This window comes from Actinomadura syzygii (assembly GCF_008085905.1).
Taxonomy (GTDB): domain Bacteria; phylum Actinomycetota; class Actinomycetes; order Streptosporangiales; family Streptosporangiaceae; genus Spirillospora; species Spirillospora syzygii.
The window spans coordinates 279400-294573 of the sequence record NZ_VSFF01000009.1; the positions used below are offsets into that span (position 1 = coordinate 279400).

The 15174-nt window shown below is 73.9% G+C and carries 12 protein-coding genes; 5 read left to right on the top strand and 7 right to left on the bottom strand.

Annotated features, from left to right (window positions below):
• From FXF65_RS24070 to FXF65_RS24085, 4 genes are all read left to right on the top strand, one after another.
• A complete protein-coding gene (locus tag FXF65_RS24070) occupies nt 1-1374 on the top strand; it encodes an SWIM zinc finger family protein (RefSeq protein WP_148352276.1) in 1374 nt (457 codons plus the stop codon).
• Nucleotides 1371-4055 carry a DUF7824 domain-containing protein gene (locus tag FXF65_RS43900; protein ID WP_187412475.1) on the top strand — a complete coding sequence of 895 codons (2685 nt, stop codon included), beginning with the start codon at nt 1371-1373 and terminating at the stop codon, nt 4053-4055. Before FXF65_RS24070 ends, FXF65_RS43900 begins: the two co-directional genes overlap by 4 nt.
• 77 nt (nt 4056-4132) lie before the next feature.
• Nucleotides 4133-4675 carry a methylated-DNA--[protein]-cysteine S-methyltransferase gene (locus FXF65_RS24080; protein ID WP_148352277.1) on the top strand — a complete coding sequence of 181 codons (543 nt, stop codon included), beginning with the start codon at nt 4133-4135 and terminating at the stop codon, nt 4673-4675.
• Nucleotides 4676-4716: 41 nt separating this feature from the next.
• Nucleotides 4717-5313: a TetR/AcrR family transcriptional regulator gene (locus tag FXF65_RS24085; protein WP_148352278.1), complete on the top strand. Its 597-nt coding sequence runs from the start codon at nt 4717-4719 to the stop codon at nt 5311-5313.
• Here FXF65_RS24085 and FXF65_RS24090 read toward each other — a convergent pair.
• From FXF65_RS24090 to FXF65_RS24105, 6 genes are all read right to left on the bottom strand, one after another.
• Complete coding sequence (locus FXF65_RS24090; RefSeq protein WP_148352279.1) at nt 5292-6218, bottom strand: oxidoreductase; 927 nt, start codon at nt 6216-6218, stop codon at nt 5292-5294. The two genes, FXF65_RS24085 and FXF65_RS24090, sit on opposite strands and share 22 nt — an antisense overlap.
• Before the next feature lie 156 nt (nt 6219-6374).
• Complete coding sequence (locus FXF65_RS24095; protein WP_148352280.1) at nt 6375-6863, bottom strand: glutathione peroxidase; 489 nt, start codon at nt 6861-6863, stop codon at nt 6375-6377.
• Between the two features lie 142 nt (nt 6864-7005).
• Nucleotides 7006-7161: a hypothetical protein gene (locus tag FXF65_RS43905; protein WP_169809316.1), complete on the bottom strand. Its 156-nt coding sequence runs from the start codon at nt 7159-7161 to the stop codon at nt 7006-7008.
• 170 nt (nt 7162-7331) lie between these two features.
• Entirely contained in the window at nt 7332-7490 is a 159-nt protein-coding gene (locus tag FXF65_RS43910; protein WP_187412476.1) for a hypothetical protein, read from the bottom strand.
• 85 nt (nt 7491-7575) lie between these two features.
• A complete protein-coding gene (locus tag FXF65_RS24100) occupies nt 7576-7872 on the bottom strand; it encodes a hypothetical protein (protein WP_148352281.1) in 297 nt (98 codons plus the stop codon).
• Nucleotides 7873-7913: 41 nt separating this feature from the next.
• Entirely contained in the window at nt 7914-9038 is a 1125-nt protein-coding gene (locus tag FXF65_RS24105) for an LCP family protein (RefSeq protein ID WP_246199049.1), read from the bottom strand.
• Between the two features lie 308 nt (nt 9039-9346).
• On the opposite strand from FXF65_RS24105, the gene FXF65_RS24110 reads away from it, so the two are divergent.
• Nucleotides 9347-11263, top strand: coding sequence for an ABC transporter ATP-binding protein (locus FXF65_RS24110; RefSeq protein WP_342787498.1), 1917 nt, complete (start codon nt 9347-9349; stop codon nt 11261-11263).
• Here FXF65_RS24110 and FXF65_RS24115 read toward each other — a convergent pair.
• On the bottom strand, nt 11260-14784 hold the full coding sequence (locus FXF65_RS24115) for an AAA family ATPase (protein WP_148352284.1): 3525 nt from the start codon (nt 14782-14784) through the stop codon (nt 11260-11262). The genes FXF65_RS24110 and FXF65_RS24115 overlap by 4 nt on opposite strands.
• Nucleotides 14785-15174: the final 390 nt, after the last annotated feature.

Below are 15174 nucleotides of genomic sequence, written 5' to 3' on the forward strand. Positions count from 1 at the left end.
ATGGCGAGCAGCACCGTGGCGGCAGGAGCCGCCCAGGCATACACGTACACGCGGCCGTCCGGCCTCGACGGCGGGCTCCTCGGCCTGTCCACCTCGGGCGGGACGACCAGCGCCGGGCCTCGCCCGCACCCGCACTTCTTCAGCGGCGTCCTCACCCAGGCGGCGCCCGCCGCGGCGGGGCTGATCGCGCTGGCGGACGTCGCGCAGACCCGCTACTACCAGCCGCGTCCCACGTCGTTCCGCGACCCGGTCGTCACGTGCAACGGCGACCGGCTGCGGATGGAGTCGTTCTCGGCGTGCGGCGGCGTCTACGCCCGGCTGGACGTGCTGGAGCCCGGGATGGACGGCGACGTCCACGAGCGCGGCACGACCAACGTCGACGTGAACGGACCGCTGCGCGAGGCCCTGGCCAGGGTGGGCGGCTCCGACCCGCTGCACCTGGCGGTCGGCGCCGAGGAAATGGCCGTGACGACGATGGACGGCGCCGTCGTGGAGAAGAAGGTCCCGCTCCCGGACCGGTGGCTGCGGGGCTTCGCCGAGGTCCAGGTCATCACGGCCGGGTTCGACCCGCGCGCCGAACTGACCGGGTTGGACGCGGTCCGTTTCCTGCGGTCGCTGCCCAAGCGCGCGCGGGACGTCCTCTGGGTGGTGCCCGCCGGACGGACGCTGCGGGTCTCGTCCCGTCCGGTGCCTGGTGCGGTGTGCCTGGCGGGTCCCGACCGGTTGCGGACGATGCTGCCGCTGCTGCGCTTCGCGAGTGCTCTTCGCGTGTACGGGCCGTCCGTCGCGAACGGCAGCGGGCCCGTGTCGAGCGTGTGGGAACTGGAACTGCCGGGCATGCGCTACGTCCTGACCCTGTCCCCGCAGAACTCGCGCGGGTTCTCCGGTGAGGGCGCCGTGCTCGACGCCCTCGCGACGGACGAGGTCGCGGGCGACGCCGACCTGATCGGCGCGCTGCTGTCGTTCGAGCCCCGCGTCGACCCCGATCTGCTGTCCGAGCGGTCCGGCCTCACCCTGGCGCGGACGAAGGCCGCGCTGACCCAGCTCGGGACGTCCGGCCGCGTGGGGTTCGACGCCGCCGAGGCGGGGTTCTTCCACCGCGAGCTGCCCTACGACCCCGCGCGGGTGGCGGCGCTCAACCCTCGCCTGCGGTCGGCGCAGGCGCTCGTCGAAGGGGAGGCCGTGCGGTTCACGTCCGACGACACCGCGATCGTCCGAACGGACGGCGGCGACCGCCAGGTCCGCTTCGACGGAGACCGCGCCACCTGCACCTGCCCGTGGTGGTTCGACCATAGAGGCGAGCGCGGGCCGTGCAAGCACGTCCTCGCCGCCCGGATGGTCCGCCGCGAGGCCGCCGTGGAGGTCGCGCGATGAGCGAGCGGGACGACATCCAGAAGGCGATCTCCGCCGGTGACGTGTCCCGGACGGTCGCCCTCGTCGGCGCGCTCGACGGCGACGCCCGCCGCGCCGTCGCCAAGGAGCTTCCGGAGCTGCTGACGTCCGCGCGGGGCCAGGCGGGGATCGGAGTCCGCGGGCAGCAGGTGACCGGCGCGCTGCTGGTCGCGGGCGCGGGCACGATCGCCGGACCGGCCGCGGCCGCCGCCTGGCTGGGCCGCCGCGACCTGCGAATCTGGTGGTGGGCCTGGGACGACTTCCCAGAGCTCCGCGCGGCGCTGCGCGCGGTCACGGCCGGGCGTTCGGACGAGTGGCGCGCGGACGTCGGGCGGCGCCTCGCCGCCCGCATCCGCCCGGCCGACGGCGACCGGGCGCGCTGGGACATGGCGGCCGCCCTGATCACGTCGGCCGGGGCGACCCCGCCGGTGTCGGACGGCTTCGTCGTCGGGTGGGTGGTCGGCCGGTCCCCCGACCCGGAGGCCCTCGCCGGCGACCCGTTCCTGGACACGCTCGTCCCCGCGCTGTTCGAGGCGAACGGCGTCGGCGCGGCCCTCGCCGAAGAGGTGCGGCCCGACCCGTCCGTGGCGAGCCCCTGGGCCCACGCCCTCGCCGCCCTGGCCCGCGCCGGACGGCTCGACCGCGCGGCCCTCCTGGACGGCTGCGTCAGCCGCTTCCTGCGCGGCGGGACGGCCCGCGAGCTGCGCTGGTTCGGCCGGCTGCACGACGCGCTGGAGCCGACCGACGCCGAGGCCGCCGACCGCGTGCGCGACTACGTCCACCTCCTCCCGGCCGCGCCGTCGACCGTCACCGACCTGGCCCTGCGGGAGGTGCGGCGCGCCGACGACGGAGGGCGGCTCGACGCGGCGCTGTTCGAGGACGCGGCGGGCGCGCTGCTGTTCCGTCCGGAGAAGAAGCTCGTCCGCGCGGGGCTGACCTGGCTCGACCGCACGGCCCGCAAGCGCGACCGCGTCGACGCCACCCTGCGCGCCCTCCTCCCGGTCTTCGCCTCGGACGCCCTCGACCTGCGCGAACGCGCTGTAAAGAGTGCGACGAAGCACGCGGCGCGGGCGGACGACGCGGTCCGCGCCGCGGTCCGGGACGCCGCCGCCGGGTTGCCCGCCGACCTCCGCGAGACGATCGCGGCTGCGTTCGGCGAGGTCGAGCCCGCGGACGCCGGGGCCGGGCCGCTCGCCGCGCCGGAGCCGCCCGCGGGGCCGCCGCCGTTCGTCCCGCGTCCGGCGCCCGTCCCGATCGGCTCGCTCGCCGAGCTGACCGAGGAGTTCGCGGTGCTCGCGCGGTCCCGGACGCCGTGGGCGGCGGCCGAGCGCTTCCTCGGCGCGCTCGTCGAGTTCGCCTACCTCGACCCCGACGCGACGCGGGAGGCGATGCGGGACGCCGTCTCCGCGCACGCGCGATGGATGATCGAGCCGGACCAGTACCTGCGGCGCTACATCGACAAGAGCTGGGTGTTCCTCCCGGTGCAGAGGCTGATCGCGCCGCGGACGCCGTCGCGGCAGATGAGGGCGTTCGCCGAGTTCTTGAGGAGACAGCCCCGCCCGACCGAGCACGCGCCCGAGCCGGACCCGACGACGCCCGACGGTCAGTTCGAGCGGTTCCTCTGGTGGCGGCGGCACGAGGCGGCGGCCGCGGTCGGGAAGGTCCCGGTGCTGCTCGCGACGCCGACCGAGGGCAGCGGACACGTCGACCCCGGCGTGCTCGTCCGGCGCCTGGAGCGGCTGGAGGAGGCGGGCGCCGAGCCCGGCCGGGCCGACCTCACGCAGGCGCTGCTCCGCGTCCCCCGCGACGTCGACGAGGCCGCGGCGGCGCGGGCGAAGGGCCTGGCGTCCGAGGCCGGGCGGACGGTCGCGTCGTGGCTGGCCACCGGCGGGCTCGCCGACCCGGCCGTCGAATGCCGGGTGCTCGGCAGGCCCGCCGAGAAGACGTCCGACCGGAACGTCCGGCAGCCGATCCGGATGGTGACCACGGTGGACGTCCCCGGCGACACCGACATCGCGCGGCTGTGCCGCTTCCCCGAGAAGGGCCGGAGCGCGCCGGTACGGGGCCGGTACATCGAGTCCGCCGCCTACTGGCCGTCCGTGCTGCCGTCGCACCGCGAGATCGCGGCGGCGCACCTCGTCCCCGAACTGGCGGGCGGCGAGGACGAGGACTGGGGCCAGGGCTCCGTCCTGCTCGACCTGGCGGAGGCCGACGGCCCGGCGGGCGCCGCCACCGGGACGCTCCTGGCCTGCGGCCTCGCCAACCGGCACGAGCGCGGGCGCGCGGACGCCACCGAGGCGCTCCTCGCCCTCGCCGCCCGCGGCGCCCTCCCCGCCGCCGAGACGGGCACGGCGCTCGGCCGTCTCACCGCCCTCGGCCGCGTCACCCTCCCGCGCGCCGTGAAGGCGCTCACGGCCGCCGCCGACGCGGGCGCGGAGACCGGCGTCTGGACGGTCCTCGCCGCCGCCCTCCCGGACGTGCTCCCCGCACCGGGCGAGCGCGCGGCGTCGGGCGTCCCCGACCTGCTGGCCCTCGCCACCCGGACGGCCGAGTCCACCGGGGCGAGGGGCGCCATCGCCGAGGTGGCGGAGGTCGCCGGACGCGGCGGCTCGTCCCGCCTGGTCAAGGAGTCCGCGCGGCTGCACCGGACCCTCGCAACGTGACGGCGTCCCGCGGTGTTCTACGGAATGTCGGTCCGGCGTGACACGCTGGACCCCCGCCCGGGAAGGAGCGCTGAACGATGACCGAGACACTCGCGTTCGGCACGGTCGACACCGTGCTCGGCCGCCTGCTCGTCGCGGAGACCGAGACGGGCGTCGCCGCCCTGCACTTCCGCGACACGCCCGCCAACCGCGCCCGCACGGCGAAGGCGGTCGGGCTGCCGGTGGTGGACGCGCCCGACCGGCTCGCCCCGGCCCTGTCCGCCCTCCGCGACTTCTTCGCGGGGGATCTGAAGAGCTTCGAGACGCCGATCGACTGGCGGCTCACGTCCGACCTGCAGCGGCAGGTGCTGACGACGCTGTACGAGACCGTCCCGTACGGGGAGGTCGTCACGTACGGCGGGCTCGGAGACCGCAGCGGCACGGAGGTGCCCGCCCAGGTGATCGGGCAGGTGATGGGCAGCAACCCGATCCCGCTGATCGTCCCGTGCCACCGGGTCGTCGCCTCGAACGGGCTCGGCGGCTACAGCGGCGGCACCGGCGTCGAGGTCAAGCGCTGGCTGCTCACCCTGGAGGGCGCGATCCCCGCCACCCTCGACTGGGACATCACCCGCGCTCCCTGACCCCGCCGGGCCCGGGGTCGGGGGCGACCTAGGATGGGTGGGTGCCGAAGATCAGCGAGGCGACCGTCGCCGAGCACCGGGCGCGGCAGCTGCGCACCCTCCTCGACGCCGCGCGGACGCTCGTCGCCGAGGAGGGCATCGAGGCGCTGTCGCTCGCCGCGCTGGCACGGCGGGTCGGGCTGTCCCGGCCGAGCCTGTACGAGTACTTCCGGTCGAAGGACGACCTGGTCGCCGCGATCGTCGAGGACGAGCTGCCCCGGTGGGCGTCCGTCGTGGAGGCGGCGCTCGCCGGAGCGGCCGGGCTGAACGCGAAGATCGAGTCCTACGTCCGGGCGCAACTCGAGGTCATGACGGACGGGCGGCACGCCGCCGCCGTCGCGCTCGTCGAGCACGCCCTCGCCGAACCGGCCCTCGACCGCATCCGCGACGGGCACGCGCAGCTGCTCCGCCCCCTGGTCGCGGCGCTCGACGACGGCGGCGTCCCGGAGCCCGCGCTGCGCGCGGAGCTGATCCAAGGGCTGGTCGACGCGGCCGCGAGGCTCGCGCAGCGCACGCCGTCCGAGGCGGAGAACGTCATCGCGGCGACGGTGGCCCAGGCCGTCCACGGGCTCGGACGTCAGGCGGACGCGGGCGCGTAGGCGACGCCGGTGAGCGCCTCGGAGACGTCCCACAGCCGCTCGCCGAGGCCCGGACGGTCGGCCTGCGGCGGCGTGACGACCTTGACCGGCGAGCCGCGGTACTGGAGCAGGCGAGGCCCGTAGCAGGCACCGCCTTCCACGTCCGGGGACGTCGCCGCGTACAGCGACGGCAGCGCCCCCTCAGCCGCGGACTGGGCCATCAGCGCGTTGCCCAGCCCGGTCGCCTTCTCCATGAGGGAGCTGCCCTGCATCCTGGGCCCGGCCTGCTGGAGGTTCGTGGCCGCATAACCGGGATGGGCGGCGACGCTGGTCAGCTCGCCGACGCGCCGGTCGAGCTCCTTCGCGAAGATCAGGTTGGCGAGCTTGGCCTGGCTGTAGGCGGACCACTTGCGGTAGCGGCGCTCGCCCTGGAGGTCGTCGAAGCTCAGCCGCCCCGTCCAGGCGAAGGCGGACGTCACGGTCACCACGCGGGCCGGCCCGCGAAGGGACGCCGCGGACCGCAGCGCGTCCAGCAGCAGCCCCGTGAGCGCGAAGTGGCCGAGATGGTTGGTGCCGAACTGCATCTCGAACCCGTCGGCGGTGGAGCGCCGGGGCAGCGCCATCACGCCCGCGTTGTTGACGAGGATGTCGAGGGGCTCGCCGCCGTGCCGGTCCGCGAACGTCCGGACGGATGCGAGGTCGGCGAGGTCGAGCGAGCCGAGGACGAGGTCGGCGTCCGGCGCGGCGGCCCGCATCCGGTCGAACGCGGCCTGCCCGCGCTCGGCGCTGCGGCAGGCGAGCACGACGGCCGCGCCGTGCCGGGCGAGCTGGAGCGCCGTGTGGTAGCCGATGCCGCTGTTCGCCCCGGTGACGACGGCCCGGCGGCCGCGCAGGCCGCCGATGTCGCGCACCGTCCAACCGCCCATGCCGCACCTCCACGCAGGTCACATCGCGGTTCCCAAGTTAGACGCCGACTCGAATAGAGGGCAACCGGGGTGCGATGTGCCGCGCTTCACACGGCGGGTTCACAGCGCGGCTCACAGGGGCGCGCCCTCCGAGGGACCCGGAGGGCGCGTCCGCGGTCAGGACGGAAGGCTCTTCTCGATGGCGGCGACGACCTCGTCCGCCTCGGGCTCGGTCTGCGGCGCGAACCGTGCCGCGACCGCGCCGTCCGGGGCGATGAGGAACTTCTCGAAGTTCCAGCGGATGTCGCCGGTGTGCCCCTCGGCGTCCGGCGAGCCGACGAGGCCCTGGTACAGCGGATGCCGCCCGTCGCCGTTGACCTCGATCTTCTCGGTCAGCGGGAACGTGACGCCGTAGGTCGTCGAGCAGAACTCGGCGATCTCGTCGGCGGTGCCGGGCTCCTGGCCCATGAACTGGTTGCAGGGGACGCCGAGGACGGTGAAGCCGCGCCCGGCGAACCTCTCCTGCAGCCGCTCCAGACCGGAGTACTGAGGGGTGAGGCCGCACCGGGACGCGACGTTGACGACGAGCACGGCCTTGCCCCGGTACTGGTCGAGGTCGGCGGAACCGCCCCGCAGACCCTCGATCTCTACGTCGAAGACAGACATGAGGCCGATCCTAGGAGATCGTCCCCCCGATCGGCCGTGTCGTTCGTCTCGTTCACCGGCACCGCCGGGCCGCGCCCGCCCCGTGTGGAGGAGAACCCCCGTACGCCCCCGGGGACGGCGGGCCCGCGCCGCCGGCGCGCCCTTACGTCCCCAACGCGTTCACGAAGGAGGCAAGCTGGTTGCCCGCCTTGCCGAGCTGGCTGAAGGCGTTGTTGACCACCCCAGCCGCGTCGGTCGGTGAGCTCAGCAAGTAGAAGATGACGAAGGCGATCGCCACATAGCGGAGGTTCTTCTTCATCCGTACGCCGTCCCTGGTTGTAGCGCAACGACAACAACTGACCCGATTCAATTGTGCCCACGCGCGTCTGCCCGCAAAGCGCGATTTTACTGTGACGCGGGGGCAACCGCTTGGTGTCGGACGCTAAGAAGCCCCGTACCGCCGGCGGTACGGGGCCCTCGAGCCGTCCGTCAGCTCGGGATGGCGCTCATGAACTGCGACAACGACTCGGCTGCGGTGCCGAGTCCGCTCAGGGCGTTGTTGACGAGATGCGCCGCTCCCTCCGGCCTGCTGATGACGTACCACGCCACGAAGGCGATCGCGGCGATCTTGAAGTGCTTCTTATTCAATTCAACCACCCTCTGCGGTCTACAGACTACGCAGAGTGATTCCCCCGGGCCGCGCGACGGAGATCAAGAGAGCGGAAAGAGAGCGTCAGGTCCCTTTGGCGTGCTCGGTGAGGTAGTCGATGTAGAGGGGACGGAGCGCGTCCGCCATCTCCCCCTCGCCCGCGTGCGTGAACTCCTCGAGCAGCGAGAGCCCGTGGAGCAGGTCGAACTTCGCGCGGCCGACCTCCCCGGTGGCCGCCGCGGCGGCGGGGATGGCGCGCAGCAGGTCCCACAGGAAGCCGACGTCGCGCCGCTCCCTGGCGAGGCCCAGCGCGCGGTCGTGCAGCTCCTTGGACGGCAGCGCCTCAAGCTCGGCTGCCCCGTCCGGCGTCACATCCGACATGCCCCGACTCTAACCGGACGGACCGCGCACCCGAAAAGGGGTCACTTCGTGATGACGTCCTCGGGGATCTTCTGGTCCTGCTTGAGCGCGTCGAACAGGCGGGCCGCCTTGGTCCGATCCCAGGTGATGTACGAGCCCGCCGCGACCGAGCTGCCGGTGCCGCCGATCGGGACGGTCGTCGTCACGCCGCCGCCCCCGCTGACGCCCTTCATCGCCCACATCATCCGGACGAGGTCGTACAGGTGGTCGCCGTCGTCCACGAGGAAGTTGCTGGTGGAGTTCAGGGCGAGCGGGACGCCGCGGAACGGGTTGAACAGCGTCCCCGGGCTCGTCGCCTTCTTCATCAGCGCGGCGAAGAACTGCCGCTGGTGCTCGACCCGCTCCAGGTCGGCGCGGGCGAACTTGCGGGTCCGGACGTAGCCGAGCGCCTGCCCGCCGTTCAGCGTCTGGCAGCCCGCCTTGAGGTTCAACCCGGCCTTCGGGTCGTTGATGTCGTCCTTGACGCAGATGTCCACGCCGCCGACCGCGTCGACCACGCCGACGAAGCCGTTGAAGCCGATCTCGGCGTAGTGGTCGATGTGGATGCCGGTCGCCTTCTCCACGGTCTGGGCGAGCAGCTTCGGCCCGCCGTAGGCGAACGCCGCGTTCAGCTTGTTCGACCCGTGCCCCTGGATCGGGACGTAGGAGTCGCGCGGGAGGCTGATCAGGGACGTCCCGCCCGAGCCGTAGTGCAGCAGCATCATCGAGTCGGTGCGGCGGCCCGAGGCGAACCCGGTGCGGAGCCGCCGCTGGTCGGCCTTGGACAGGCCCTCGCGGCTGTCGGAGCCGACGATCAGCCAGTTCGTCCCCGGGGTGTCGCCGACCCGGCCCGGGTAGTCGACGAGCACGGACTCCCGCTTGAGCCGCGAGTCGAGGTAGAAGTAGCCGCCGACGATGATCAGCAGCAGCACGACGACGAGGGCTCCGAGCACCCTCGGCCACCGCTTGCGGCGCCGCCGCCGCGGCGGCGCGTCGTACCCGTCGTAGGGGCCGCCGCCCTTCCCGGCGCGGTGCCCGGCGAGCTGGTCGCCCGCGTGGGGGTCGGCGTACGGGTCGTCGTACGCCTCCCGCCCGTAGGCCGCGTGGTGGTGCTCCGCGCGTACGGAACGGTCCCTGCTGCGCGCCACCCGGTCGCCCTCCTCAGCCTGTCCGGCACTGGGCCGGCCGTCTGTCGTCCCGTAGACCATAGACAACCGGGAGCACTCGGCGCGTCCATCCGGCGCATGATTGTCCAATAAGGCGAATCACCTCTCTATGTGACACATGAAGCGGACACCGTCCTCCTCAAGGTGCACACTGCCCTGGGCCGGTCAGGATGCACGAAGGGCGGCGTATGGGAACAGGACGGCGTTTCTCCCGAGGTAACCACCAGAATGGGACGAATCGGCGCAGCCGTCGCCGCCGGGAACCGCCCCCCGACCCCGGCCTTCCCGAGGTGATTCTCAACTGGCACGCGCGGGACAAGGAACTCACCGAGACGGGCATGCGCACGATGGCGCAGCGGCTGCCGGCCGTGATCGCGCAGGCGGCGGGCCTCGCCTGGCGGGCGAGCAGGAAGGACACGCTCGTCACCGTCGGCCTGAACCTCGCCGCCGGGTTCTTCACCGCGTTCTGGCTGCTGGCCACGACCGGGGTGCTCACCGCGCTGTTCAGCGAGGCGCCGACGCCGTCCCGGGTCCGGGACGCGCTGCCCTCGCTGGCACTGGTCGCGGGCGCGGTCGGGCTGCGGGCCGCGCTGCAGGCGGGCGCGGGCTGGTCGCAGGCCCGGCTGCAGCCGCAGGTCGAGCGACTCGTGGAGCTGCGGCTTTTCGAGGCCACGACCGCCGTCGACCTCACCGCGCTGGACGACTCCGACTTCCTGGACGAGCTGAAACGCGCCCAGGGCCGCGGCATGGTGTCGGCGCCCATGGTCGTCCAGTACGCGGTGGACGTGCTGACCGGCGCCGTCGGCATGGTCGCCGCGGCGGGCACGCTCGGCGTCCTGCACCCGCTGCTGCTGCCGCTGCTCCTGCTGACGGCCGTGCCGGAGGGGTGGGCGTCGGTCCGCAGCGCGCGGATGCGGTACCTGATGCTGCTCTCCCTGGTCGGCGTGACGCGGCGCAAGTGGATCCTGTCCGACCTGATGGTGGAGCGGCGCCATGCCCCCGAGGTGCGGTCGTTCACGATGCGGGCGTTCCTGCTCGGCCAGTACGACCGGGCGGCGTCCTACCAGCGGCACGTCGAGTTGGACGTGGCGCGCAAGCAGACCGTCGTGAAGATCACCGGCGACATGCTGAAGGGCGTCGCGACGGCCGCCGTGTACATCGCGCTCGGCGTCATGCTGTGGAAGGGGGCCGTGCCGCTGGCCGTCGCGGGCACGGCCGTGCTGGCGATCAGGACGGGCCAGACGTCCCTGGCCAACCTCGTCTACGCGGTCAACCGGTGCTACGAGGAGGGCCTGTACTTCGGCGACTACGTGGCCTTCTGCGACGCCGCCGAGGAGCGCATCCCGCGCCGCGCCCTGCCCGCCGCCGCGGCGGAGCGGACCTCGCGCCTCCCCGACGACTTCGCGCGCATCCGCGTCGAGGACGTCGCGTTCACCTACCCGGGCGCGGACGAGCCGTCCCTGCGCGGCGTCTCGGTCGACCTGCGCCAGGGCGAGGTGGTCGCGCTCGTCGGCGAGAACGGGTCCGGCAAGACGACGCTCGCGAAGATCATGGCGGGCCTGTACGACCCGGACGACGGCGAGGTCCGCTGGGACGACGTCCCGCTGACGCGGGTCGCCCCGCAGGACGTCTGGCAGCGCGTCGCCGTCATCGCGCAGGAGTACACGCACTGGCCGATGAGCGCCCGGCACAACATCACGATGGGGCGGGGAAGCGAGCACGTCCGCGGCGAGGACGAGGACCCGGCGCTGCTCGCCGCCGCCCGCGCGTCCGGGGCGGACGAGGTCGTGGACGGTCTGGCGGCGGGCTACGACACGCTCCTCGACCGCCGGTTCAAGGGCGGCGCGGAGCTGTCCGGCGGGCAGTGGCAGCGGCTCGCGGTCGGCCGCGGCTTCTACCGGGACGCGCCGCTGCTGATCTGCGACGAGCCGACCGCCGCGCTGGACGCGCGGGCCGAGCACCTGCTGTTCGAGCGGATCCGCACGCACGCCGACGGCCGGACGGTGCTGCTGATCACGCACCGGCTGGCCAGCGTCCGGTACGCCGACCGGATCTACGTCCTGGAGCGGGGCCTGGTCGTCGAGGAGGGCGACCACGCCGCGCTGATGGCGCGCGCCGGCCTCTACGCCGAGCTGTACTCCCTCCAGGCCGCCGCCTACGGTGCCGCCGCCCCGCAGGTCGCCGACCCGCAGGCGCACGCGGGCTAGATGTAGGGGCCGAAGCCGATGCTCCGCTCGCGGGCCGGGACGTCGGGGAGGTCGTCCGGGCGGAGCGTCACGATCTCGTCGTGCGCGATGCCGCCGGGGGCGGCGTCGTCGGCGGCGGTGATCCGGCGCGCCTGCCGGGAGATGGACTCCTCCAGCAGGTTCCGGACGAGCCGCGCGTTGCCGAACGACGCGCCGCGCGGCTGGGCGCCGACGAGGACGCGCAGCGCGTCCAGCACGCCGGGGGCGAGCGCGAACCCGGCCTCCGCCGCCATGAACTCGAATATCGCGACGAGCTCGTCGTCGGTGTAGTCGGGGAACCGCAGCACCTTCGGGAACCGGGACTTCAGGCCCGGGTTGACGTTCAGGAACTGCTCCATCTCCGCGTCGTACCCGGCGACGATGACGACGAGGTCGCCGCGGTGCTCTTCCATCAGCCGGAGCAGCTCGGCGATCGCCTCGTGGCCGAAGTCGCGGCTGTCGCCCGCGGCGGACGACAGGGAGTACGCCTCGTCCACGAACAGGACTCCGCCGAGCGCCCGCTCGACCGCGCCGCGCACCCGGGGCGCGGTCTGCCCGATGAACTCGCCGACGAGGTCGGCGCGGGCGACCTCCACCAGGTGGCCGGACGACAGCAGGCCGAGCCGCGCGTACACGGCGGCGATCAGCCGGGCGATCGTCGTCTTCGCGGTGCCCGGGTTGCCCATGAACACCATGTGCCGGGACGGCGACGCCGGGGACAGCTTGGCGTCCCGCCGCATCTGCTCGGCGCGGACCTCGGCGACCAGCGCGGCCACCTCGCGCTTGATGTCGGCGAGCCCGATCAGCCGCTCGATCTCGGCGAGCGGGTCGCCGGGGACGTCGTCGCGGCCCCGGCTGAGCGTGCCGGGGACGTCGTCGAGGAGGATCTCGTCGAGCGACTCGGTCTCGTCGACGATGCCGTCGGCGAGGACGCGGCGGCCCTGCAGCGCGACCGCCCGGTCCAGCAGGTTGATCATCGCGCGGGCGTTGCCGAACCCGCGGTCGCGCGGCGCGGACTCGGCGAGCTCCCGCACCCGGTCGAGGACGCCGGGGGCGAGCGCGAAGCCGGAGTCGGCGGTCTTGGCCGCGAACACCTCGACCAGCTCGGCCACGGTGAGGTCGGGGAACCGGACGGTGCGCGGGAACAGCGCGGCGAGGTCGGGATGCGACTTGAGCAGCCCGTTCAGCTCGGCCTCGGGACCGGTCAGCACGACGAGGAGGTCCTCGGTGTACGCCTGGACGCCGGTGAGGAGCACGTCCAGTACTTCGCGGCCGCGCGCCGCGTCCGACGCGGCGGACACCAGCGCGTGCGCGTCGCGGACGAGGAGCACGCCGCCGTGCGCCTGCTCGACCGCCCGCCGGACCCGCAGCACGCTCTCGCTCGCGTACTCCCCCAGCAGGTCGGCCCGCTCCACCTGGACGAGGTGCCCGGACGTCAGCACGCCGAGATCGGCGTAGATCCGGCCGAGGATCCCGGCGACCTTGCTCTTGCCGGTGCCCGGGTTGCCGGTGAAGACGAGGTGCCGGGGCCGGGTCCGCGCGGTCATGCCCGCCTCCCGCCGCAGCCGTGCCGCCTTCGCCTCGGCGACCAGCGCGTCCACCTCCCGCTTGACGGGCTCGATGCCCGCGCAGGCGGCCAGCTCGGCGAGCGGGTCGGCCTCCGCCGGACGCCCCGGCACGAGCCGCTGCGGCAGGTCCGCCGCAGTCACCTCGAGCGCGCCCTCTCCGTCACGCCGGTAGGCGGCGGCGACCGCCTCGGCGGCCATGTGCTCGACCAGCCGCGCGCCGCGCAGGTTCCGCAGCGGCGGGGTGCGGCGGAGCATGCCGCCCGCGGTCGCGGCGACCTCCGGGGCGACGCGCGCCCCGCGCCGGGCGGCGGCGAGCGCGAACAGCTCGGCGAAGTCGTCCTCGCCGAAGTCGCGCGTCCGCGCCACGTCGAACGCCCGAACCAGGGCCGGGTTGGCGTCGAACAGCCGCCGGTCGCCGCCGGGGCGGCACAGCGCCACGACGTTCAGCGAGGGCGACCGCGCCATCAGCCGCCGCAGTTCCTCGGCCGCCGCCGCGCCGCACCGCTCGTGCGCGGCGAGCTTCTCCAGGTCGTCGACGACGAGGAGCATCCGCGCGTCCAGGCACTCGCGGACCCGGGTCTGCAGCCACAGGACGGCGTCGCTCACGCCGAGCGACGCGAACACCTGGTCGGATATCCACATCGCCTCGCGCACCGCGCCGCCCGCGGCGAGCCGGGCCTCGACGAGCTCCGCCGCCGTCCCCTTCCCGGTGCCCTCGGGCCCCGCGACCAGCAGCCGGACGGGCCGCTCCCCCGCGAGCCGCGCGACCACCGCCTCCCCGACCGCCCCCGCCAACTCAGGCTGCCCGACGAGGGCGCCACCAACGACGACACTCGACGCCTCCTCAACGACCTCCTCCTCGGCGACGTCCCGCCCGCCGAACGTCAACGTGTTGAGGACGCGCCGCACGCTGAACAGCCGCCGCAGGTCCGCCTGGAACATCCGCACCGGCACCCGGCAGCGCGGGCTCACCGGCGCCTCGGGCAGCCCCTGCACGGACCCGGTGATCCGCACCGCCATGTCGAGCCAAGCCCGAGCGGCGTCCGCCTCGCCCGCGACCAGACCGCGCGCCAGCCACGCCCGCACGTCCTGCTGCCAGGCGTCGGCCGAGAATCCCTCGCGCGCCGCGCGGAGCCGCTCCTCGACGTTCTCGTAGCGGGTCGTCCCGAGCACCACCGCGAGCTCCGCCGGGACGACCTTCGCCTCGGCGGCGAGCAGCAGCCGCGCGAGCGAGACGTCGGGCTCGTCACCGTCAGCGACGGCCCCGGCCAGACGCCCATGCGCCGCGTCCAGCCCAGAGCAGGCCCACCCCAGATACGCGACCGGCCCCGCCAACTCAGGAAGGATCGACAACTCCTCCTCGGTCAGCCCGGACACCCACACATCCTCAAGCCGCCCGTTCGGGACGCTCATGTCGAGCTCCCGCAGCTCAGCATCAGCGGCCCGCCGATCGAACAGATCGATCAGCGCCTGCCGCCGACGCTGGACGGGTTCGAGTCCGTCGAACACGTCCAGCCCCGCGCGCGCCAGCTCGAACATCACCGCGCGCCGCTCGCGGTCGTTCCCGGCGGGCTCGGGCAGCCACAGTCCCGGCGGCCGCCACCGCCCGCCCTGCGTGAACCACGCGGTCGGCTCCCGGACGGCCGACTCCGGCGTCGCGAGGAACGCCGACAGCAGCTCGTAGTCGACGTCCCCCCGCGACCCGCCGCGCACGGCGGACGCGCCGAGCAGGAACGTCAGCAGCGACCACTGCTCCGCCCCGGCCGCGCTGGTGTCGCCCCCGTAGAAGTCGCTGAGATGCCGCGTCAGCACCACGGCCCGCTGGTCCCGGTTGTACTCCAGCGCGCGCTCGCGCATCTCGTCGTACAACCCGTCCGGCACCCGCCAGGGCCCGAACGCGTACACATCCAGCACGGGCTCCTCGGTGAGCAGCACTTCAAGATGATCAGGCAACCGAGGAGAACCCACCTGAGATTCCTTTCCGCGTCATTCGAGCCCGCGCACGAACATTCGCGCGGAACCGACGGCCAATCTAGCCCCGCCCCATGCGCCCCGCACATTTCCGCTCCCCACCCCGCGACCACCCCATAACCAACTCGCCAACCCCCCAACCACCCCAAATCAACACATCCAAGACAATTCACACCCCACCCAAGATCCCGCGAAAACCCCCCGAACAAGCCCCAACCCGCCCCCACACTCCAAGCGACCGAAGGCGGCCAGCAAGAACCCTCCGCAGACCAGCCTCAAACCGGCGTCGCAGGTCGGACGACCGGAGGACACCCGGCAAGAACCCTCCGCAGCCAGCCCCAGCCCCGTGCCACG

Excerpts from the sequence above, each read along its gene's own strand:
- FXF65_RS43900 (WP_187412475.1), top strand. The coding sequence starts at position 1,371 with ATGAGCGAGCGGGACGACATCCAGAAGGCGATCTCCGCCGGTGACGTG.
- FXF65_RS24095 (WP_148352280.1), bottom strand. The coding sequence starts at position 6,863 with ATGTCTGTCTTCGACGTAGAGATCGAGGGTCTGCGGGGCGGTTCCGCC.
- FXF65_RS24100 (WP_148352281.1), bottom strand. The coding sequence starts at position 7,872 with ATGTCGGATGTGACGCCGGACGGGGCAGCCGAGCTTGAGGCGCTGCCG.
- FXF65_RS24080 (WP_148352277.1), top strand. The coding sequence starts at position 4,133 with ATGACCGAGACACTCGCGTTCGGCACGGTCGACACCGTGCTCGGCCGC.
- FXF65_RS43905 (WP_169809316.1), bottom strand. The coding sequence starts at position 7,161 with ATGAAGAAGAACCTCCGCTATGTGGCGATCGCCTTCGTCATCTTCTAC.
- FXF65_RS24070 (WP_148352276.1), top strand. The coding sequence starts at position 1 with ATGGCGAGCAGCACCGTGGCGGCAGGAGCCGCCCAGGCATACACGTAC.
- FXF65_RS24090 (WP_148352279.1), bottom strand. The coding sequence starts at position 6,218 with ATGGGCGGTTGGACGGTGCGCGACATCGGCGGCCTGCGCGGCCGCCGG.